The organism is Klebsiella sp. Q11 (genome assembly GCF_964241505.1).
Taxonomy (GTDB): Bacteria; Pseudomonadota; Gammaproteobacteria; order Enterobacterales; family Enterobacteriaceae; genus Klebsiella; species Klebsiella michiganensis.
Genome location: NZ_CAXSXW010000002.1, coordinates 486,599 through 506,019 on the forward strand (window position 1 = coordinate 486,599; position 19,421 = coordinate 506,019).

Annotated in this window: 23 protein-coding genes; 16 read left to right on the plus strand and 7 right to left on the minus strand. The window is 54.5% G+C overall.

The features are described 5' to 3' along the window. Window positions 1-25: 25 nt before the first annotated feature. The gene (gene crp / locus ACESQ2_RS04605; RefSeq protein WP_000242758.1) at window positions 26-658 is read right to left on the minus strand and encodes a cAMP-activated global transcriptional regulator CRP; all 633 of its coding nucleotides are present in this window, start codon (window positions 656-658) and stop codon (window positions 26-28) included. Between the two features lie 304 nt (window positions 659-962). Here crp and ACESQ2_RS04610 point away from each other — a divergent pair, with 304 nt between their 5' ends. Continuing rightward, entirely contained in the window at window positions 963-1,367 is a 405-nt protein-coding gene (locus tag ACESQ2_RS04610; RefSeq protein WP_004854875.1) for an OsmC family protein, read from the plus strand. A gap of 43 nt (window positions 1,368-1,410) precedes the next feature. Here the strand turns inward: ACESQ2_RS04610 and ACESQ2_RS04615 are convergent, their stop codons facing one another. The 4 genes from ACESQ2_RS04615 to ACESQ2_RS04630 form a co-directional block, all read right to left on the minus strand. Then, complete coding sequence (locus ACESQ2_RS04615; protein WP_004854874.1) at window positions 1,411-2,283, minus strand: phosphoribulokinase; 873 nt, start codon at window positions 2,281-2,283, stop codon at window positions 1,411-1,413. 35 nt (window positions 2,284-2,318) lie between these two features. Beyond that, window positions 2,319-2,537, minus strand: a complete 219-nt coding sequence (locus ACESQ2_RS04620; protein WP_004125965.1) for a YheU family protein — start codon at window positions 2,535-2,537, stop codon at window positions 2,319-2,321. Continuing rightward, window positions 2,534-3,493 (minus strand): hydrolase, encoded by a 960-nt coding sequence (locus tag ACESQ2_RS04625; protein WP_231719137.1) that lies wholly within the window; start codon window positions 3,491-3,493, stop codon window positions 2,534-2,536. Before ACESQ2_RS04625 ends, ACESQ2_RS04620 begins: the two co-directional genes overlap by 4 nt. A gap of 144 nt (window positions 3,494-3,637) precedes the next feature. Beyond that, entirely contained in the window at window positions 3,638-4,357 is a 720-nt protein-coding gene (locus ACESQ2_RS04630) for an NUDIX domain-containing protein (RefSeq protein WP_046877912.1), read from the minus strand. Between the two features lie 196 nt (window positions 4,358-4,553). On the opposite strand from ACESQ2_RS04630, the gene prs reads away from it, so the two are divergent. Both prs and ACESQ2_RS04640 read left to right on the plus strand, forming a co-directional pair. Next, window positions 4,554-5,423 (plus strand): ribose-phosphate diphosphokinase, encoded by an 870-nt coding sequence (prs, locus tag ACESQ2_RS04635; RefSeq protein WP_014839673.1) that lies wholly within the window; start codon window positions 4,554-4,556, stop codon window positions 5,421-5,423. Window positions 5,424-5,427: 4 nt separating this feature from the next. Continuing rightward, window positions 5,428-6,918 carry a nicotinate phosphoribosyltransferase gene (locus tag ACESQ2_RS04640; RefSeq protein ID WP_046877935.1) on the plus strand — a complete coding sequence of 497 codons (1,491 nt, stop codon included), beginning with the start codon at window positions 5,428-5,430 and terminating at the stop codon, window positions 6,916-6,918. A gap of 61 nt (window positions 6,919-6,979) precedes the next feature. Here the strand turns inward: ACESQ2_RS04640 and ACESQ2_RS04645 are convergent, their stop codons facing one another. After that, on the minus strand, window positions 6,980-8,884 hold the full coding sequence (locus tag ACESQ2_RS04645; protein WP_004854860.1) for an ABC transporter ATP-binding protein: 1,905 nt from the start codon (window positions 8,882-8,884) through the stop codon (window positions 6,980-6,982). A 175-nt stretch (window positions 8,885-9,059) separates the two neighbouring features. Between ACESQ2_RS04645 and kefG the strand changes: the two genes are divergently transcribed. The 4 genes from kefG to slyD all read left to right on the plus strand — a co-directional run bounded on the left by kefG (window position 9,060) and on the right by slyD (window position 12,306). Next, window positions 9,060-9,620 (plus strand): glutathione-regulated potassium-efflux system ancillary protein KefG, encoded by a 561-nt coding sequence (gene kefG, locus ACESQ2_RS04650; RefSeq protein WP_004854856.1) that lies wholly within the window; start codon window positions 9,060-9,062, stop codon window positions 9,618-9,620. Further along, window positions 9,607-11,412, plus strand: coding sequence for a glutathione-regulated potassium-efflux system protein KefB (gene kefB, locus ACESQ2_RS04655; protein ID WP_014227043.1), 1,806 nt, complete (start codon window positions 9,607-9,609; stop codon window positions 11,410-11,412). The genes kefG and kefB overlap by 14 nt, the downstream gene beginning before the upstream one ends. Window positions 11,413-11,423: 11 nt before the next feature. Beyond that, on the plus strand, window positions 11,424-11,624 hold the full coding sequence (locus tag ACESQ2_RS04660; protein ID WP_004106389.1) for a YheV family putative zinc ribbon protein: 201 nt from the start codon (window positions 11,424-11,426) through the stop codon (window positions 11,622-11,624). Window positions 11,625-11,718: 94 nt separating this feature from the next. Beyond that, the gene (slyD, locus tag ACESQ2_RS04665; protein WP_004854848.1) at window positions 11,719-12,306 is read left to right on the plus strand and encodes a peptidylprolyl isomerase; all 588 of its coding nucleotides are present in this window, start codon (window positions 11,719-11,721) and stop codon (window positions 12,304-12,306) included. Between the two features lie 59 nt (window positions 12,307-12,365). Here slyD and ACESQ2_RS04670 read toward each other — a convergent pair whose 3' ends face one another. Further along, complete coding sequence (locus tag ACESQ2_RS04670) at window positions 12,366-12,584, minus strand: protein SlyX (protein WP_014227041.1); 219 nt, start codon at window positions 12,582-12,584, stop codon at window positions 12,366-12,368. A gap of 222 nt (window positions 12,585-12,806) precedes the next feature. Here ACESQ2_RS04670 and fkpA point away from each other — a divergent pair, with 222 nt between their 5' ends. The 9 genes from fkpA to ACESQ2_RS04715 all read left to right on the plus strand — a co-directional run. Continuing rightward, window positions 12,807-13,625 (plus strand): FKBP-type peptidyl-prolyl cis-trans isomerase, encoded by an 819-nt coding sequence (fkpA, locus tag ACESQ2_RS04675; protein WP_004854844.1) that lies wholly within the window; start codon window positions 12,807-12,809, stop codon window positions 13,623-13,625. Window positions 13,626-13,791: 166 nt separating this feature from the next. After that, the gene (locus ACESQ2_RS04680; RefSeq protein ID WP_004106380.1) at window positions 13,792-14,514 is read left to right on the plus strand and encodes a transcriptional regulator; all 723 of its coding nucleotides are present in this window, start codon (window positions 13,792-13,794) and stop codon (window positions 14,512-14,514) included. Beyond that, a complete protein-coding gene (gene tusD / locus ACESQ2_RS04685; RefSeq protein WP_004854840.1) occupies window positions 14,514-14,900 on the plus strand; it encodes a sulfurtransferase complex subunit TusD in 387 nt (128 codons plus the stop codon). The genes ACESQ2_RS04680 and tusD overlap by 1 nt, the downstream gene beginning before the upstream one ends. Continuing rightward, the gene (gene tusC, locus ACESQ2_RS04690; protein ID WP_004854839.1) at window positions 14,900-15,259 is read left to right on the plus strand and encodes a sulfurtransferase complex subunit TusC; all 360 of its coding nucleotides are present in this window, start codon (window positions 14,900-14,902) and stop codon (window positions 15,257-15,259) included. Before tusD ends, tusC begins: the two co-directional genes overlap by 1 nt. A 7-nt stretch (window positions 15,260-15,266) precedes the next feature. Beyond that, complete coding sequence (gene tusB, locus ACESQ2_RS04695) at window positions 15,267-15,554, plus strand: sulfurtransferase complex subunit TusB (RefSeq protein ID WP_025107828.1); 288 nt, start codon at window positions 15,267-15,269, stop codon at window positions 15,552-15,554. A 124-nt stretch (window positions 15,555-15,678) separates the two neighbouring features. Next, the gene (gene rpsL / locus ACESQ2_RS04700; protein ID WP_002920115.1) at window positions 15,679-16,053 is read left to right on the plus strand and encodes a 30S ribosomal protein S12; all 375 of its coding nucleotides are present in this window, start codon (window positions 15,679-15,681) and stop codon (window positions 16,051-16,053) included. Window positions 16,054-16,148: 95 nt separating this feature from the next. Continuing rightward, window positions 16,149-16,619 (plus strand): 30S ribosomal protein S7, encoded by a 471-nt coding sequence (rpsG, locus tag ACESQ2_RS04705; RefSeq protein WP_004106370.1) that lies wholly within the window; start codon window positions 16,149-16,151, stop codon window positions 16,617-16,619. A 96-nt stretch (window positions 16,620-16,715) separates the two neighbouring features. Beyond that, a complete protein-coding gene (fusA, locus tag ACESQ2_RS04710; RefSeq protein ID WP_004115957.1) occupies window positions 16,716-18,830 on the plus strand; it encodes an elongation factor G in 2,115 nt (704 codons plus the stop codon). Between the two features lie 70 nt (window positions 18,831-18,900). Beyond that, a partial coding sequence (locus tag ACESQ2_RS04715) for a GTP-binding protein (RefSeq protein WP_004171504.1) occupies window positions 18,901-19,421 on the plus strand: 521 nt, incomplete at its 3' end.

The window sequence follows — 19,421 nt, forward strand, 5'->3', positions numbered from 1 at the left end:
TCAGGCAATACGCCGTTTTACCGACTTAACGGGTACCGTAGACGACGATAGTTTTACCGTGCGCGGAGATCAGGTTTTGATCTTCCAGCATTTTCAGGATGCGGCCAACGGTCTCGCGGGAGCATCCGACGATCTGACCAATTTCCTGGCGGGTAATTTTAATTTGCATACCGTCCGGGTGGGTCATCGCATCCGGCTGTTTAGCCAGGTTCAGCAGCGTCTGAGCGATACGACCGGTAACGTCAAGGAAGGCGAGGTTGCCGACTTTCTCAGACGTGACCTGCAGACGACGAGCCATCTGCGAAGAGAGACGCATCAGGATGTCCGGGTTAACCTGGATCAGCTGACGGAATTTTTTGTAGGAGATTTCGGCCACTTCACATGCGGTTTTCGCACGTACCCAAGCGCTACGCTCCTGGCCTTCTTCAAACAAGCCTAATTCACCGATGAAATCGCCCTGATTAAGGTAAGAGAGGATCATCTCTTTACCTTCTTCATCCTTGATGAGTACAGCCACGGAGCCTTTAACGATGTAGTACAACGTTTCTGCTTTCTCACCCTGGTGGATCAGCGTGCTCTTTGATGGGTACTTATGAATGTGGCAATGAGACAAGAACCATTCAAGGGTAGGGTCTGTTTGCGGTTTGCCAAGCACCATGCGCGGTTATCCTCTGTTATAAGCTATCTCCGGGTGCCGACACTACACGGCATCCGGGCATGCAATCGTATTGAATCCCTATACCTGGGAATCCGGCTGAAAGTTTTCTGCAGCCTGTAATGTGAACTCCTCTGCATACATGCAGTACATCAATGTATTACTGTAGCATCCAGATTGTTTTAGCATAGCTTTCGCCGCATGTCTCCTGGTGTCTCGCTTCAGCATGACCCAGGTCGCCTTCCGTTGCGAGAATTGTTATGTACGCGTAATCTGTCAGGAAAATTACAGCCCTGGAGTTAAATTTATGCAAGCGCGAGTGAAGTGGGTTGAAGGGTTAACCTTCATCGGTGAGTCGGCTTCTGGCCACCAGATTCTGATGGACGGCAATTCCGGGGATAAAGCGCCCAGCCCAATGGAAATGGTACTGATGGCGGCAGGCGGATGCAGCGCGATTGATGTGGTTTCCATATTGCAGAAGGGCCGCCAGAACGTCACCAACTGCGAAGTTAAGCTGACCTCGGAGCGCCGCGAAGAGGCGCCGCGTCTGTTTACCCATATCAATCTGCATTTTATCGTGACCGGTAAAGAACTGAAGGACGCTGCCGTGTCTCGCGCGGTCGACCTGTCGGCGGAAAAGTATTGTTCCGTCGCGCTGATGCTTGAGAAAGCGGTAAACATTACCCACTCTTATGAAGTGATCGAAGGGTAAGCCGAACGCGCCCCGGCCGGCAATCGCGCCACCGGGGTTCTGGCTACTCGCTGATTTTCCGGCCTTCCATCAGCCGCTCAACCAGCGGCGCCATAATCAGTTCCATCGCCAGCCCCATTTTCCCGCCCGGTACCACCAGGGTATTCATATGCGAAATAAACGAGCCCTGCAGCATCGCCAGTAGCCAGGGGAAATCGATATTTTTTAGATTACGGAAATGGATAACGACAAAGCTTTCATCCAGTGAAGGAATGGCTTTGGCCGCAAACGGGTTGGACGTATCCACCGTCGGTACGCGCTGAAAGTTGAGGTGGGTGCGTGAAAACTGCGGGGTGATAAAGTTGATGTAATCTTCCATCGAGCGGACCACGGAATCCATGACCGCCTCACGAGAGTGTCCGCGCTCGCTTGTGTCGCGGATAAGCTTCTGGATCCACTCAAGATTGACGATGGGCACCACGCCGACCAGCAGGTCGACATGGTTTGCTACGTTATGCTGCGGCGTCACGACGCCGCCGTGCAGGCCTTCATAAAACAGGACGTCAGTCGGTTCCGGCAGCGGCTGCCAGGGCGTGAAGGTCCCCGGAACCTGATTCCACGGCACGGCCTCGTCATAGGTATGTAAATATTTGCGCGACTGGCCTTTGCCGCTTTGCCCATATTCGGCGAACGTGTGTTCCAGCAGGCCGAAGTCGTTAGCCTCGGGGCCAAAGTAGCTGATATGTTTGCCCTGATCGCGCGCTTTACGGATCGCCATGTCCATTTCCGGACGGGTATAGCGGTGAAAGCTATCGCCTTCAACTTCGGCGGCGTGCAGATTAAGCTGGGCGAAAATTTTGCGAAAGGCGAGGCTGGTGGTCGTGGTTCCCGCGCCGCTGGAGCCCGTGACGGCAATCACCGGATGTTTGGCAGACATAACAACTCCCAGAGTAAACGATAGTGTGTGCCGCCTTAGCCGTGAAACTGCTTGCGGGGCATGATATTCACCGTTTCGTGCAGTTCTGACCACACCAGCACGGCTTCTCCGCTTTTCAACTGCTGTTTAACATCCGCGACTTTATCCGTCAGCGAACGTTCATGTTCACCATAATCGGTGCCTTCACGTAATACAAAACTTTCGATCAGGTTATCCAGCGTTTCGGGATCGAGATCTTGCCAGGGAATGATCATATTTGCGCTCCTAGCCAACGGGTTAGCCAATCCGGGATGCGTTTTTCAAGCCACATTTCAGGCTTACGCAGCGTGCCGCCGACGAAGCCAACGTGCCCGCCGTGCTCCGTGAGCTGATATTCGACATTCGCCGGCAGCTGCTCCTGCGGGGGAATCGAGTGGTGATCCATAAAGGGATCGTCCTTCGCGTGAATAATCAGCGTGGGCTTAGTGATATCGCTCAGGCGCGGCATGGCGCTACACTGGCGATAGTAGTCCAGCGCATCGGCAAAACCGTGGATCCTGGCCGTAATGCAATCGTCAAACTCGCGGATACGGCGCATGCTTTTTAGCTGGCGTAAATCGACGGGCAGAGAGCCGGGATAGGCTTTTAGTTTACGCGCGGCGTTGGCTTTCAGCAGGTTGAGCAGGTAGCGCTGATAAACGCGGGAGAAACCTTTGTCCATATGATAGCTACAGGCTTCCAGCATAAACGGCGCCGAGACGATAACCGCGGCATCAACGGGAATAGCGTCGCCTTCTTTTGCCAGCAGGCAGCCCAGCATATTGCCCCCGAGCGAATATCCCACCGCGGCGGTGGGAACCGTGCCGTACTCGCGCTGGAGCCAGCGCAGAAACCAGGAGCCGTCTTCCGTTTCGCCCGAGTGGTAGATGCGGTTATTCCGGTTGGGTTCGCCGCTACAGCCGCGAAAGTGCATCACCACGCCCAGCCAGCCGCGCTGCATTGCCGCATGGATAAGTCCGTGTGCGTAAGGGCTGTGTAGGCTCCCCTCCAGGCCATGAAATACCACCAGGCGAGGTTTATGGCGCGCCTGAGAAGGGTCTTCACTCCATGCCAGATCGACAAAATCGCCGTCCGGCAATTCCAGACGCTGCCAGTGGGGAGTAAAGCGGAGTTTGCGACGGATTAGCCGCGGCAACATGGTTTGCAAATGACGATTGCCTACGCCGCGCATCGGATGAAACTGCTGCGAGTCGTCTTCAGGGGGCGTCATTTCTGTAGGAGTGATATCAACCATAGCACCAGAGCAATAAATAATCTTTATAACATACTATACCGCGCATGAAGTGCGCAGGTTAGCCCATATGTGGCCTTGCGGCTAATCGGCCAGCAGGTTACGTGAAAAGAGATGAAAATCGACGCCGGGTTTACGCCGCCATAGCCGCGCTTTCCGCGCGCCGGTTGCCGCTGTTTCACCGGTCTCTTCAAACATTCCGGAGGCTTCGAAGCGGCGAATCAGGCTTTTGCGTTGAATCGGCTGACCAAGGATGATTTCCGTGGCTTCCAGCAGCTGACCATGGGTAAAGGTCTCCGGCAGACAGTAAACCGGCAGTAAAGAGTACATCGTTTTTTGGCGTAAGCGATGCAGACCGGCGTCGATAATCTTTTGATGATCGAAAGCCAGCGAATAGCAATCCAGCTGCGCCACCGGCACCCAGCGGGCATCGCTGACGCTGGCGATATGCGGCTGACACTCTACCCACGAGATTAACGCAAACCAGGCGATAGTCAGGCTCCAGCCGCGCGGATCGCGATCCGGCCCGGAGAAGGTGTCGAGCTGCTCCAGCCATGACGGTGAAATCCCGGTTTTTTCCGTGAGCTTACGTAGCGCCGTGGCGCGGGTTGAATCATCGTGCGCCAGATCGATAAAGCCGCCGGGTAGCCCCCACGCCCCCTGCTGCGGTGGATTGGCGCGCTCAACCAGCAGAACGCACAGCGCCCCTTCATGCAGGGTAAACAGGACGCTGTCGACGGTCACCAGCGGCGAGGGAAAGCGGCTGGCATCGTATTGGCTGAGGTATTCGGCATCGTTGGTCATAGAGCGCTCGCAGCGGAAAAGAACGCTGACAAGTGTACCAGCCCCTTCCTGTGCAGCAAGCCTCCATTTTTATTATTGTTTTTCAATTGATTAGTCAAAATCTCCGCTTAAATGACATTTAACGCTTGCACAATATGTGTCTTAGGGACATTATTAATTGTGTCTTAGGGACACAATGTAATGAGCGGAGGTCATCATGAGCGAAAAATTTACCCTGGAACTGGATGATGAAGCGTTTACGCTTGCCAGCGGCGTCTTTCCCGATGGCGCTGTGTGGCTGAAGGTGACCGATCCACTACCGCCTTCCGCCCGTCTGATGCGCATCCGGGCGGTTGCTCTGCGCGACATGAACGATTTTATGCTACTGGCGCAGCTGGTGGAGGCCGTGCGTCATGTTACCGACGTGACGTTTAGCCATCTGGAACTGCCGTGGCTGCCGTGGGCGCGTCAGGATCGTCATATGGTGCCGGGAGACAGCTTTGCGCTGAAAGTCTTTGCCCGGCAGCTTAATACTCTTGGCTTTGACAAAGTCGTGGTGCTTGACCCGCACAGCGATGCGGCAGCGGCGGCAGTCAATAATATGGTCGCGGTGGCTCAACAGCACTGTCTTCTGCAGAGCGCCGGTCTGCGTCAGGCTATTGCTGCCGGGGAGCTGATGCTGGTGGCGCCGGATGCCGGCGCGCTAAAGAAGATTCATCCTGTGGCTAAAGCCTGCGGCGCCGGAGAGTTCGCGATCCTCGGTAAAGAGCGTGACCTTGCCAGCGGCGCGTTAACCGGTTTTTCCCTGCTGGCCGGTGATGTCGCGGGTAAAGCGGTGCTTATTGTTGACGACCTCTGCGACGCTGGCGGCACCTTTATCGGCTCGGCGCAGGTGCTGCGCGAGGCGGGCGCCCGCAGCGTGAGTCTGTACGTCACCCACGGTATTTTTTCCAAAGGCGTAGAGCATCTGTTGAATAACGGCATCGATGCCGTTTACGCCACCACCTCTTTGACTTCTCCTGCCCTGGCTCATCCGCAGCTGGAGCTTATCGATATTGACGCCATCTACCGCGCACATTGGGGATAACATGATGAAAATAAATCCGATTCTGGCCATTGATGGTTATAAAGTTTCCCATCGCGTGCAGTATCCGCAGGGGACAACGAAGGTTTACTCTAACTTTACCCCGCGCAGCGATCGTTTTTTCCAGTCGCCGCAGGCCGATGGCAAGCTGGTGTTTTTCGGCCTGCAGGGCTTTCTGCAGTGGTTCCTGGTCGATCTGTTTAACGAGGCGTTTTTCGCCCGCCCGGAAGAGGAGGTCGTGAACGAGTATAAGCAGGTGATGGACGGCTATCTGGGGAGCGATACGGTTGGGGTGGAGCCTATTCGCGCTCTGCATCGGCTTGGCTATTTACCGCTGCATATCAAAGCGCTGGATGAAGGCACCAAGGTGCCGATGAAAGTACCGGTGCTGACCATCACCAATACGCAACCTGAGTTCTTCTGGCTGGTGAACTATCTGGAGACGGTGCTTTCGGCGGAGCTGTGGAAAGTGTCAACCAACGCGACCATCGCCCACCACTATCGCCTGATTTGCGAACGCTGGGCGGAGAAAACCTGTAGCGATCTGACGCACCTTGATTTCCAATGTCACGACTTTTCGTTTCGGGGGATGTCCGGACTGCACGACACTGCGCAGTCGGGCTGCGGACATCTGGCCAGCTTCAAAGGGACCGATAGCCTGCCTTCGCTGCTGTATGCCCGTGATTATTACACTCGCGGTGAAGATGAGCTCATCGGCGCCAGCATTCCGGCTACGGAACACAGCGTGATGTGTATGGGCGAGCGCGAGCGGGAAATTGAAACCTTTCGCCGGCTGATTACCGAAGTCCACCCGCAGGGTTTCGTCTCTATCGTCTCGGATACCTGGGACTACTGGCAGGTGCTGACCGAATACACCCGCGAGCTGCAGGCAATAATTATGCAGCGTCAGGGGCGCGTGGTATTCCGTCCGGACAGCGGCGATCCGGTGGCGATTCTGTGCGGAACCGCAGCTGACGACGACACCCGCAGCGAGCGCAGCGCCGAGGAGAAAGGCTCCGTGGAGGTTCTGTGGGAAATTTTTGGCGGCACTATCAACGAAAAAGGATACAAGGTGCTGGATCCGCATGTCGGCCTGATTTACGGCGATTCCATTACTCTCGCCAGAGCGGATGAGATCCTGCGTCGCCTGGAAGCGAAAGGCTTTGCCAGCGCTAACGTGGTGTTCGGCGTGGGTTCATTTACCTACCAGTACAACACCCGCGATACCTTCGGCTTCGCGATGAAGGCAACCTGGGGGGAGGTGAACGGCGAGGGAAGAGCCCTCTTTAAGGAGCCGAAAACCGATAATGGTCTTAAACGTTCGGCGCGTGGTTTGCTGCGCGTGGAACGCGACGCCTTGGGGGAACTGCAGCTGTACGATGGGCAAACGCTGGAACAGGAGCAGCAGGGCGAGTTAAAAACGCGCTTTCTGGATGGCAAGCTGTACGGCTATGCCTCGCTGTCGCAGATCCGCGCCCGGCTGGCGGCGCAGCGCTAAGCCACGGTGCGGAGGATGAAAAAAGGCGGGTTAGCCCGCCTTCACGTATGGCATATTGCCGCTAGCCTTCCTGCAGCATCTGCTCCAGCTGCTCCTGGGCATCCAGCCAGGCCATTTCACACTCTTCCAGCCCGGACTTCGCGCTGGCCTGCTGCTGTAGACACGCGGTGAGCTCGGCTTTGCGGCTTTGATCGTACAATTCGCTGTCGCCCAGCTTCTCTTCCGCCTGCGCCAGCTGCGCGTTGAACTTCTCCATCTCTTTTTCCAGTCGGGCGATCTCTTTGCGCAGCGGCTGGGTCAGCGTACGCAGCTCGGCTTCCCGGCGTTTCTGATCTTTACGCGCCTGGGCGCTGTTGCCGTTTTCCTTTGGCTCTTCCGATGTCTGGCTTTCCTGCTTTTGCGAGTCGCTCAGCCACTGCTGATAGTCTTCAAGATCGCCATCGAAAGGTTCGACTTTGCTGTCGTGCACCAGATAAAGGTCATCGGTGGTGGAGCGAATCAGATGACGGTCGTGCGAAACCACCACCAGCGCGCCTTCAAAATCAATGAGCGCTTCGGTTAGCGCCTGGCGCATATCGAGATCGAGGTGGTTGGTGGGTTCATCAAGCAGCAGCAGGTTAGGCCGCTGCCAGACGATTAACGCCAGCACCAGGCGCGCTTTCTCGCCGCCGGAGAAACGCTTTGTCTCTTCGTTGACTTTATCGCTCTGGAAGCCGAAACCGCCCAGATAGTCGCGCAGCTTCTGCTCCAGCTCCTGCGGCGCAATACGGGCAAGATGCTGCAGCGGGGATTCGTCGGCGCGCAGAAACTCCAGCTGATGCTGAGCGAAGTAGCCAAGCTTGATGCCTTTCGCCAGACCAATTTCACCCTGCAGCGGCTGTAGCTCGCCGGCCAGCAGTTTTATCAGCGTCGATTTACCGGCCCCGTTACGCCCCAGCAGACCGATGCGCGAACCGGGAACCAGATTCAGCTTGATTGAGTCGAGAATCACGCGCTCGCCATAACCGGCGCTGACCTTTTCCATTTTCAATAGGGGATTGGGCAGGCTTTCCGGCGCGCGGAAGCTAAAGTGAAACGGGTTATCAACGTGGGCAGGGGCGATGAGCTCCATACGCTCGAGCATTTTGATACGGCTTTGCGCCTGTTTAGCTTTGGTGGCTTTGGCGCGAAAACGATCGATGTAGCTCTGCAAATGCGCGACGCGCAGCTGCTGGCTCTCATACATCGACTGTTGCTGCGCAAGACGGGTCGCGCGCTGCACTTCAAATGAGCTGTAGTTGCCGGTGTACTCGAACATCGTTTGCTGTTCGATATGGATAATTTTGTCGACGATCGGATCGAGAAAATCGCGATCGTGGGAGATCAGTATCAGGGTCCCCGGATAGCCTTTGAGCCACTTCTCCAGCCAGATGACCGCGTCGAGATCGAGGTGGTTCGTCGGTTCATCAAGCAGCAGCAGATCGGAACGGCAAATCAGCGCCTGCGCGAGGTTGAGACGCATACGCCAGCCGCCGGAAAAGTCGCTCACCGGTCTTTCAAGCTGTTCGTTGCTGAAACCGAGCCCGTGGAGCAGGCTGGCCGCACGCGAGCGGATGGTCCAGGCGTCGATGGCGTCCAGCTTACCGTGGACCGTCGCGATGGCATGGCCGTCATTACGTTCGTTGGCTTCGTGCAGGTCCGCCTCCAGCTTGCGGAATTCGCGATCGCCATCAATAACATAGTCAATAGCCGGCTGCGCAAGCGCAGGTGTTTCCTGATTAACCCAGGCCAGCTGCCAGCTGCCGGGGAAGGTCATTGAGCCGCCGTCGGCGCTAATCTCGTTTTTCAAAAGCGAAAGCAGCGTGGATTTACCGCAGCCGTTTTTACCCACCAGGCCGACTTTTTGCCCTGGGTTGATGGTGGCGGTAGCGTTGTCCAGCAGGACGCGTACGCCGCGACGAATTTGTAAGGAGGAGAAAACAATCATAAGGCGCCGTATGTTCTGACTATGTTAATTTGTCATTATGATAATGTAGTGTCGAGCGAATCGCTCAACCGGGCCGCAATGGTAGCCCAAAATGAAGATGATACACAAAGTCATTCTGGTTGCGTCGGGACGCAGCCGCTGCACAGGCCGCCAGAAGACGTTCGGGAGGGGAAAGATGTCTCAGACAGCGAAAGTTTTGCTGCTGTATGCCCACCCAGAATCTCAGGATTCCGTGGCCAACCGGGTTTTGCTTGAACCGGCCTTACAGTTGTCGAATGTTACCGTGCACGATCTCTACGCGCACTATCCGGATTTTTTTATCGATATCGCCTGCGAGCAGGATCTCCTGCGCCAGCATGAGGTGATCGTTTTCCAGCATCCGCTCTATACCTGGAGCTGCCCGGCGCTGATGAAAGAGTGGCTGGACAGGGTGCTCAGCCGCGGCTTTGCCAGCGGGGCGGGAGGGAATCAGCTGGCGGGAAAGTACTGGCGTAGCGTCATTACTACCGGCGAGCCGGAGAGCGCCTACCGGCGCGATGCCCATCGTTATCCGATGAATGATATTCTCCGCCCTTTCGAACTGACCGCCGGTATGTGCCGCATGCACTGGATGAGCCCGATCATCGTCTACTGGGCGCGTCGGCAATCACCCGACGATCTGAAAAGCCGCGCTCGCGCCTACCGCGATTGGCTGGCTAACCCTGTAACGGCGGGAGGTCCAAATGGCGGGAGCTGATTTACTGCTGGCCGGGGTGTTATTTCTGTTTGCCGCCGTAGTGGCGGTGCCGCTGGCGGCGAGGCTGGGTATTGGTGCCGTGCTCGGGTATCTGCTGGCCGGTATCGCCATCGGCCCCTGGGGATTAGGCTTCATCAGCGATGTGGATGAAATTCTTCACTTCTCAGAATTAGGCGTCGTCTTTCTGATGTTTATCATCGGACTGGAGTTGAATCCGTCCAAGCTGTGGCGGCTGAGAAGCTCCATTTTCGGCGTCGGGGCCGCTCAGGTCGCCTTCAGCGCGCTGATACTTGGCGGTTTGCTCATGCTTAGCGACTTCTCATGGCGCGCTGCGGTGGTTGGCGGGATTGGACTGGCGATGTCTTCCACCGCGATGGCGCTGCAGCTGATGCGGGAGAAAGGCATGAGCCGCAGCGAGTCCGGGCAGCTGGGCTTCTCCGTACTGCTGTTTCAGGATCTGGCCGTGATCCCGGCCCTGGCGCTGGTTCCCCTGCTCGCAGGGTCAGGTGACGACCATTTTAACTGGCTCACCATCGGGATGAAGGTGCTGGCCTTCGGCGGAATGCTGGTTGGCGGTCGTTATCTGCTGAGGCCGGTATTTCGGTTTATCGCCGGATCCGGCGTGCGGGAGGTCTTCACCGCGGCGACGCTACTGCTGGTTCTCGGATCGGCGTTGTTTATGGATGCGCTCGGTTTGTCGATGGCGCTGGGGACCTTTATCGCCGGCGTCCTGCTGGCAGAGAGCGAGTATCGCCACGAGCTGGAAATCGCCATTGAGCCGTTTAAAGGGCTTCTCCTCGGGCTGTTCTTTATTTCCGTTGGCATGGCGCTGAACCTTGGGGTGCTCTATACCCATTTACTGTGGGTTGTGGCCAGCGTCGCGATACTGGTGACGGTAAAAGGTCTCGTCCTGTATCTTCTGGCACGGGTTTATGGCCTGCGCAGCTCTGAACGGGTGCAGTTTGCCGGCGTGCTGAGCCAGGGGGGAGAGTTTGCCTTTGTGCTGTTCTCACTCCCCGCTTCGCTTCGTCTGTTTCAAAACGATCAGATGGCCCTGCTGCTGGTGACGGTGACATTATCGATGATGACCACGCCGCTGCTGATGAAGCTCATCGATAAAGTCCTTTCGCGGCGATTGAACCAACCTGAAGAGGAGGGCGAGGCTCCGTGGGTTGAAGATGACAAACCGCAGGTGATCATCGTTGGTTTTGGACGTTTCGGCCAGGTGATTGGCCGTCTGCTGATGGCGAACAAAATGCGTATTACGGTACTGGAGCGCGATATCAGCGCGGTCAATCTGATGCGTAAATATGGCTATAAAGTTTATTTTGGCGATGCGACGCAGCTGGAGCTCCTGCGCTCGGCGGGAGCCGAAGACGCGCAGTCGATCGTTATCACCTGCAACGAGCCGGAAGATACCATGAAGCTGGTGGAGATGTGTCAACAACACTTTCCACATCTCCATATTCTGGCGCGAGCGCGGGGACGCGTTGAGGCCCATGAGCTGCTGCAGGCGGGAGTGGCGCAGTTTTCCCGCGAAACCTTCTCCAGCGCGCTGGAGCTAGGACGAAAAGCGCTTATCTCGCTCGGCATGCATCCCCATCAGGCGCAGCGCGCCCAGCTGCATTTTCGGCGCCTCGATATGCGGATGCTGCGTGAGTTAATGCCGGTGCATAGTGATACCCTGCAGATATCCCGCGTGCGGGAAGCCAGACGCGAGCTGGAGGAGATTTTTCAGCGCGAGATGCAAAAAGAGAGCAGGCAGTTAGACGGCTGGGATGAATTTGAATAAAGGTAAATGATATGGCTGTGCGTAAACGTTTTATCGCCGGTGCGAAATGCCCGGCGTGCCAGGCCCAGGATTCGCTGGCGATGTGGCGTGAGAATAATGTCGATATTGTTGAGTGCGTTAAGTGCGGTCATCAGATGCGTGAGGCGGATAAAGAGGTCCGTGAGCATGTTCGCAAAGAAGAGCAAGTGATAGGCATTTTTCATCCGGACTAGCGTTATCTATCGGCTTTTTTTAAGCTAGAGGGTACACGGGTGCAGAATTCCGCTACAATCTGCGCCACTATTCTTCCCATGCTCAGGAGATATCATGAAAGTAGCAAAAGACCTGGTGGTCAGCCTGGCCTATCAGGTACGTACAGAAGACGGTGTGTTGGTTGATGAGTCTCCGGTAAGCGCGCCGCTTGACTACCTGCATGGTCACGGTTCCCTGATTTCCGGCCTGGAAAACGCGCTGGACGGCCACGACGTTGGCGACAAATTTGACGTCGAAGTCGGCGCTAACGACGCATACGGTCAGTACGACGAAAACCTGGTTCAGCGGGTTCCTAAAGACGTATTTATGGGCGTTGATGAACTGCAGGTTGGCATGCGCTTCCTGGCGGAAACCGATCAGGGTCCGGTACCGGTAGAAATAACCGAAGTGGGTGACGAACACGTTGTTGTTGACGGTAACCACATGCTGGCTGGTCAGAATCTGAAGTTCAACGTTGAAGTTGTCGCGATTCGCGAAGCAACGGCGGAAGAGCTGGAGCATGGTCATGTACACGGTGCTCACGGGCACGATCATGGCCACGACCACGATCATGATGGTTGCTGCGGTGGCCACGGCCACGGCCATGACCACGAACATGGCAAAGGCGGCTGCGGCGGCAACGGCGGCTGCGGCTGCCACTAATTCCGCTGCGCTCGCGTCGCGGAATAGAAAAAAGCGGGGAAACCCGCTTTTTTTACGTCTTAATAGTGCGGCGGGGGCGTTTCTTCCGCCTGTGAAGCCATATGCGAAGGCTGAGTGGCTTTCAGTTTTTCGACCATCAGGCGCATATGTTCGCGCATCCTCGCCATTTCTATCTCGTGGGCGGTGACGGTCTTATTGAGGTCTTCAATAGTGATTTCCTGAAACGCCAGTCTGCTCTCCAGCTCCGCAAGGCGAGTCTCTAAAGTGCTATTGTGCATGAGTAACCTCTTCTGTCTTATCCTGCGGGCGGATTCTACTGAAGTTTCAGCATCCGCGCAGCATCGTTACGTCTGACAGGAAACTAATTTATACAAAAATAGTCCTAAATGAGGCGATATTCAGGTACGTCTGTATGTTGATTTGTTCTGCAACGTTCTATAGTACGTTTTTTGTTTTTTACGATAACCCTGGGGTGAGATGCCCCGGCCCTGGAGAAATGGATGAAATCACTGTTTAAAGTAACGCTGCTGGCGACCACTATGGCCATCGCCCTGAATGCACCGCTGAGCTTCGCTGCTGAGACTACAGCGAAAGCGGCACCCGCAACGGACAGCAAATCGGCATTTAAAAATGACGATCAGAAATCTGCTTATGCGCTGGGTGCATCGCTGGGACGTTACATGGAAAACTCCCTGAAAGAACAAGAAAAGCTGGGCATCAAATTAGATAAAGATCAGCTGATCGCCGGCGTTCAGGACGCTTTTGCTGATAAGAGCAAACTGTCCGATCAGGAGATCGAACAGACTCTGCAGACGTTTGAAACACGTGTAAAAACTGCTGCTCAGCAGAAAATGGAAAAAGACGCCTCTGAGAATGAAGCAAAAGGCAAAGCTTACCGTGACGCCTTTGCCAAAGAGAAAGGCGTAAAAACGTCTAAATCTGGCCTGCTCTACAAAGTCGAGAAAGCGGGTACCGGCGAAACGCCGAAAGACAGCGATACCGTTGTCGTCAACTACAAAGGTACGCTGATCGACGGTAAAGAGTTTGATAACTCTTATACCCGCGGCGAGCCGCTTTCCTTCCGCCTGGACGGCGTGATCCCGGGCTGGACCGAAGGCCTGAAGAACATCAAGAAAGGCGGTAAAATCCAGCTGGTCATTCCACCGGATCTGGCTTACGGCAAAACTGGCGTACCGGGTATCCCGGCAAACTCTACTCTGGTATTTGATGTAGAGCTGCTGGATATTAAACCGGCGCCGAAAGCGGACGCCAAGCCTGAAGCCGCTGCTGAAGCGCCAGCCGCTGACGCTAAGAAGTAATCGGTTTTAAGCCGCCGCCTCCAGGGGCGGCGGTTTTTTTATTGCGGGCAGATATAATTAAAACTGGAAAGAACCTCAGGCGCTGTATTACTTTAGATAGATTAATAATGATGATGAGCCTGCCCTGACGATAACGACAGGCTCCTGAAAAGGAGTGCTTTTTTTCATGTCCAGGTCGCTTTTAACCAACGAGACCAGTGAGCTTGATTTGCTGGATCAACGTCCTTTTGACCAGACCGACTTCGATATCCTTAAATCCTATGAAGCGGTAGTGGACGGGTTAGCGATGCTCATCGGTTCCCACTGTGAAATCGTATTGCACTCATTGCAGGACTTAAAATGTTCCGCTATTCGTATCGCCAACGGTGAACACACCGGCCGTCAAATCGGCTCGCCAATTACCGACCTTGCGCTGCGCATGCTGCACGATATGACTGGAGCCGATAGCAGCGTTTCCAAATGCTATTTTACTCGCGCCAAAAGCGGTGTGCTGATGAAATCGGTCACTATCGCTATCCGCAACCGTGACCATCGGGTCATTGGCCTGCTGTGCATCAACATGAACCTTGATGTCCCTTTCTCACAAATCATGAGCACCTTTATTCCGCCGGAAACGACGGAGGTGAATTCCCAGGTCAACTTTGCTTCATCGGTTGACGATCTGGTGGCCCAGACGCTTGAGTTCACAATTGAAGAGGTGAACGCTGACCGTAACGTTTCTAACAACGCTAAAAATCGGCAGATCGTCCTGAACCTCTATGAGAAGGGGATTTTTGATATCAAAGATGCCATCAATCAGGTGGCCGATCGGCTGAATATCTCTAAGCACACGGTATATCTCTACATTCGTCAGTTCAAAAGTGGAGATTTCCAGGGGCTGGATAAGTAATGCGCTTTGCCATTACGGTAACGGGGCCCGCCTATGGTACCCAGCAGGCCAGCAGCGCACTACAGTTTGCCCGCGCCGTTTTGCAGGAAGGCCACGAGTTGCTCAGCATCTTTTTTTATCGTGAAGGCGTCTATAACGCGAATCAGCTCACGGCGCCCGCCAGCGACGAATTTGATCTGGTTCGGGCCTGGCAGACGCTGCATGACGAACACGCCGTTTCCTTGCATATCTGTGTAGCCGCAGCGTTACGGCGTGGAATCACTGATGAACAGGAGGCCCGGCAGCTGAATTTGCCTGGGTATAATTTGCAGCCGGGCTTTACCTTGAGCGGATTGGGCGCGCTGGCGGAAGCCGCGTTAACCTGCGATCGCATGGTGCAGTTCTGATGAAGCGCGTAGCCTTTGTTTTTTCGTCTGCGCCTCATGGTTCTGCGTCGGGCAGGGAAGGGCTGGACGCCCTGCTGGCAACCTCAGCGCTGACGGAAGAGATCGGCGTTTTCTTCGTGGGTGATGGCGTCTTTCAGCTTCTTCCCGGGCAGCGCCCCGCAGCGGTGCTGGCGCGCGACTATATCTCCACCTTTAAGCTCTTATCGCTATACGATATCGAACAGTGCTGGATTTGCGCTGCTTCAGCACGGGAGCGCGGTCTGAATTCTGCCACGCCGTGGGTTGTTGATGGCGAATGGCTGGAGCCAGAGGCTTTGCGCGCCCGGCTTGACGATTTTAACGTGATACTGCGGTTCTGAGGCTCGAATGCTCCACACGCTAAGCACATCTCCCTGGCACGCCGATATGGCGGCTATGCTCCGTTTGCTAAAAGAGGGCGACGATCTTCTGCTGCTGTCGGACGGCGTTATCGCCGCTCTCGCGGAAGGCCGTTTCCTTGAAATCCTGCAATCTGCCCCCATATCCCTCTACGCTCTGCAAGAAGATATCGAAGCCCGCGGGCTGGCTGGTCAAATTGCGGACAGTGTCGTCAGGGTTAGCTATACTGATTTCGTCAGACTTTCAGTCAAACATGCAGGTCAGTTGTCCTGGTAATGGCGGGATCGTTGTATATTTCTTGACACCTTTTCGGCACCGCCCTAAAATTCTGCGTCCTCATATTATATGAGGCGATTTATTACGTGTTTACGAAGCAAAAGCTAAAACCAGGAGCTATTTAATGGCAACAATTAACCAGCTGGTACGCAAACCACGCGCGCGCAAAGTTGCAAAGAGCAACGTGCCGGCGCTGGAAGCCTGCCCGCAGAAACGTGGCGTATGTACTCGTGTATATACCACCACTCCTAAGAAACCGAACTCCGCACTGCGTAAAGTTTGCCGTGTGCGTCTGACTAACGGTTTCGAAGTCACCTCCTACATCGGTGGTGAAGGTCACAACCTGCAGGAGCACTCCGTGATCCTGATCCGTGGCGGTCGTGTTAAAGACCTTCCGGGTGTTCGTTACCACACCGTTCGTGGTGCGCTTGACTGCTCCGGCGTTAAAGACCGTAAGCAAGCTCGCTCCAAGTATGGCGTGAAGCGTCCTAAGGCTTAATGGTTCTCCGTTAAGTAAGGCCAAACGTTTTATATTAATGTCAAACTAAACTCTTAGAGTTTTGGACAATCCTGAATTAACAACGGAGTATTTCCATGCCACGTCGTCGCGTCATTGGTCAGCGTAAAATCCTGCCGGATCCTAAGTTCGGATCAGAACTGCTGGCTAAATTTGTAAATATCCTGATGGTAGATGGTAAAAAATCTACTGCAGAAGCAATCGTATACAGCGCGCTGGAGACCCTGGCTCAGCGCTCTGGTAAAAATGAACTGGAAGCTTTCGAAGTCGCTCTCGACAACGTGCGCCCGACTGTAGAAGTTAAGTCTCGCCGCGTTGGTGGTTCTACTTATCAGGTTCCAGTTGAAGTCCGTCCGGTTCGTCGTAATGCTCTGGCAATGCGTTGGATCGTTGAAGCTGCTCGTAAACGTGGTGATAAATCCATGGCTCTGCGTCTGGCGAACGAACTTTCTGATGCTGCAGACAACAAAGGTACTGCAGTTAAGAAACGTGAAGACGTTCACCGTATGGCAGAAGCCAACAAGGCGTTCGCACACTACCGTTGGTAATCCCTTCGGAGTATTAGTCACCAGGCGGGCGCTTCAGATAAGTCGCCCGTTTTGGATAACTTAACTGAACGCCTAAAGAAATAAACGAGGAATCAAATGGCTCGTACAACACCCATCGCACGCTACCGTAACATCGGTATCAGTGCGCACATCGACGCCGGTAAAACTACTACTACCGAACGTATTCTGTTCTACACCGGTGTAAACCACAAAATCGGTGAAGTTCATGACGGCGCTGCCACCATGGACTGGATGGAACAGGAGCAGGAGCGTGGTATTACTATCACCTCCGCAGCGACTACTGCATTCTGGTCAGGTATGGCTAAGCAGTATGAACCGCATCGCGTAAACATCATCGACACCCCGGGGCACGTTGACTTCACCATCGAAGTAGAACGTTCCATGCGTGTGCTTGATGGTGCAGTAATGGTTTACTGCGCAGTTGGTGGTGTTCAGCCTCAGTCTGAAACCGTATGGCGTCAGGCAAACAAATACAAAGTTCCGCGCATTGCGTTCGTTAACAAAATGGACCGTATGGGTGCGAACTTCCTGAAAGTTGTTGGTCAGATCAAAACCCGTCTGGGCGCGAACCCTGTTCCGCTGCAGCTGGCGATTGGCGCTGAAGAAGCGTTCACCGGTGTTGTTGACCTGGTGAAAATGAAAGCCATCAACTGGAACGAAGAAGACGCAGGTGTAACCTTCACTTACGAAGATATCCCGGCAGACATGCAGGAACTGGCCGAAGAATGGCACCAGAACCTGATCGAGTCCGCTGCTGAAGCTTCTGAAGAGCTGATGGAGAAATACCTGGGTGGTGAAGAACTGACTGAAGAAGAGATTAAAACTGCTCTCCGTCAGCGCGTTCTGAACAACGAAATCATCCTGGTAACCTGTGGTTCTGCGTTCAAGAACAAAGGTGTTCAGGCGATGCTGGATGCGGTAGTTGACTACCTGCCATCCCCGGTTGACGTACCTGCGATCAACGGTATCCTGGACGATGGTAAAGATACTCCGGCTGAGCGTCACGCTAGCGATGATGAGCCGTTTGCTGCTCTGGCATTCAAAATCGCTACCGACCCGTTCGTGGGTAACCTGACCTTCTTCCGCGTATACTCTGGTGTGGTTAACTCTGGTGATACCATCCTGAACTCCGTGAAAGCTGCACGTGAGCGTTTCGGTCGTATCGTACAGATGCACGCTAACAAACGTGAAGAGATCAAAGAAGTTCGCGCGGGCGATATCGCTGCTGCTATCGGTCTGAAAGACGTAACTACGGGTGACACTCTGTGCGATCCTAATGCGCCGATCATTCTGGAGCGTATGGAATTCCCTGAGCCGGTAATCTCTATCGCTGTTGAACCGAAAACCAAAGCTGACCAGGAAAAAATGGGTCTGGCTCTGGGCCGTCTGGCTAAAGAAGACCCGTCTTTCCGCGTATGGACTGACGAAGAATCTAACCAGACCATCATCGCCGGTATGGGTGAGCTGCACCTCGACATCATCGTTGACCGTATGAAGCGTGAATTCAACGTTGAAGCGAACGTCGGTAAACCTCAGGTTGCTTACCGCGAAGCGATTCGCGCGAAAGTTACCGATATCGAAGGTAAACACGCTAAACAGTCTGGTGGTCGCGGTCAGTACGGTCACGTCGTTATCGACATGTACCCACTGGAGCCGGGCTCTAACCCGAAAGGTTATGAGTTCATCAACGACATCAAAGGTGGTGTAATTCCTGGCGAATACATCCCGGCCGTTGATAAAGGCATCCAGGAGCAGCTGAAAGCAGGTCCTCTGGCTGGTTATCCGGTAGTTGATCTGGGCGTGCGTCTGCACTTCGGTTCTTACCACGACGTTGACTCCTCTGAACTGGCGTTTAAACTGGCCGCTTCTATTGCCTTTAAAGATGGCTTTAAGAAAGCGAAACCAGTTCTGCTTGAGCCGATCATGAAGGTTGAAGTAGAAACTCCGGAAGAGAACACTGGTGACGTTATCGGTGACCTTAGCCGTCGTCGCGGTATGCTGCGCGGTCAGGAATCCAACGTGACTGGCGTTGTGATCCACGCTGAAGTTCCGCTGTCTGAAATGTTCGGATATGCAACTCAGCTGCGTTCTCTGACCAAAGGTCGTGCTTCTTACTCCATGGAGTTCCTGAAGTATGATGATGCGCCGAACAACGTTGCTCAGGCCGTAATCGAAGCCCGTGGTAAATAAGCCGCAGGGTTAAAACCAAAGTCCCGTGCTCTCTCCAGAAGGGGAGAGCACTATAGTAAGGAATATAGCCGTGTCTAAAGAAAAATTTGAACGTACAAAACCGCACGTCAACGTCGGTACTATCGGCCACGTTGACCATGGTAAAACTACTCTGACCGCTGCAATCACTACCGTTCTGGCTAAAACCTACGGTGGTTCTGCTCGCGCATTCGACCAGATCGATAACGCGCCGGAAGAAAAAGCTCGTGGTATCACCATCAACACTTCTCACGTTGAATATGACACCCCGACTCGCCACTACGCGCACGTAGACTGCCCGGGCCACGCCGACTATGTTAAAAACATGATCACCGGTGCTGCGCAGATGGACGGCGCGATCCTGGTTGTTGCTGCGACTGACGGCCCGATGCCGCAGACTCGTGAGCACATCCTGCTGGGTCGTCAGGTAGGCGTTCCGTACATCATCGTGTTCCTGAACAAATGCGACATGGTTGATGACGAAGAGCTGCTGGAGCTGGTTGAAATGGAAGTTCGTGAACTTCTGTCTCAGTACGATTTCCCGGGCGACGACACTCCGATCGTTCGCGGTTC

Bases quoted from the DNA above. Each gene is read 5' to 3' on its own strand.
- crp (WP_000242758.1), bottom strand. From the start codon at position 658: ATGGTGCTTGGCAAACCGCAAACAGACCCTACCCTTGAATGGTTCTTG.
- ACESQ2_RS04610 (WP_004854875.1), top strand. From the start codon at position 963: ATGCAAGCGCGAGTGAAGTGGGTTGAAGGGTTAACCTTCATCGGTGAG.
- ACESQ2_RS04615 (WP_004854874.1), bottom strand. From the start codon at position 2,283: ATGTCTGCCAAACATCCGGTGATTGCCGTCACGGGCTCCAGCGGCGCG.
- ACESQ2_RS04620 (WP_004125965.1), bottom strand. From the start codon at position 2,537: ATGATCATTCCCTGGCAAGATCTCGATCCCGAAACGCTGGATAACCTG.
- ACESQ2_RS04625 (WP_231719137.1), bottom strand. From the start codon at position 3,493: ATGCGCGGCGTAGGCAATCGTCATTTGCAAACCATGTTGCCGCGGCTA.
- ACESQ2_RS04630 (WP_046877912.1), bottom strand. From the start codon at position 4,357: ATGACCAACGATGCCGAATACCTCAGCCAATACGATGCCAGCCGCTTT.
- prs (WP_014839673.1), top strand. From the start codon at position 4,554: ATGAGCGAAAAATTTACCCTGGAACTGGATGATGAAGCGTTTACGCTT.
- ACESQ2_RS04640 (WP_046877935.1), top strand. From the start codon at position 5,428: ATGAAAATAAATCCGATTCTGGCCATTGATGGTTATAAAGTTTCCCAT.
- ACESQ2_RS04645 (WP_004854860.1), bottom strand. From the start codon at position 8,884: ATGATTGTTTTCTCCTCCTTACAAATTCGTCGCGGCGTACGCGTCCTG.
- kefG (WP_004854856.1), top strand. From the start codon at position 9,060: ATGTCTCAGACAGCGAAAGTTTTGCTGCTGTATGCCCACCCAGAATCT.
- kefB (WP_014227043.1), top strand. From the start codon at position 9,607: ATGGCGGGAGCTGATTTACTGCTGGCCGGGGTGTTATTTCTGTTTGCC.
- ACESQ2_RS04660 (WP_004106389.1), top strand. From the start codon at position 11,424: ATGGCTGTGCGTAAACGTTTTATCGCCGGTGCGAAATGCCCGGCGTGC.
- slyD (WP_004854848.1), top strand. From the start codon at position 11,719: ATGAAAGTAGCAAAAGACCTGGTGGTCAGCCTGGCCTATCAGGTACGT.
- ACESQ2_RS04670 (WP_014227041.1), bottom strand. From the start codon at position 12,584: ATGCACAATAGCACTTTAGAGACTCGCCTTGCGGAGCTGGAGAGCAGA.
- fkpA (WP_004854844.1), top strand. From the start codon at position 12,807: ATGAAATCACTGTTTAAAGTAACGCTGCTGGCGACCACTATGGCCATC.
- ACESQ2_RS04680 (WP_004106380.1), top strand. From the start codon at position 13,792: ATGTCCAGGTCGCTTTTAACCAACGAGACCAGTGAGCTTGATTTGCTG.
- tusD (WP_004854840.1), top strand. From the start codon at position 14,514: ATGCGCTTTGCCATTACGGTAACGGGGCCCGCCTATGGTACCCAGCAG.
- tusC (WP_004854839.1), top strand. From the start codon at position 14,900: ATGAAGCGCGTAGCCTTTGTTTTTTCGTCTGCGCCTCATGGTTCTGCG.
- tusB (WP_025107828.1), top strand. From the start codon at position 15,267: ATGCTCCACACGCTAAGCACATCTCCCTGGCACGCCGATATGGCGGCT.
- rpsL (WP_002920115.1), top strand. From the start codon at position 15,679: ATGGCAACAATTAACCAGCTGGTACGCAAACCACGCGCGCGCAAAGTT.
- rpsG (WP_004106370.1), top strand. From the start codon at position 16,149: ATGCCACGTCGTCGCGTCATTGGTCAGCGTAAAATCCTGCCGGATCCT.
- fusA (WP_004115957.1), top strand. From the start codon at position 16,716: ATGGCTCGTACAACACCCATCGCACGCTACCGTAACATCGGTATCAGT.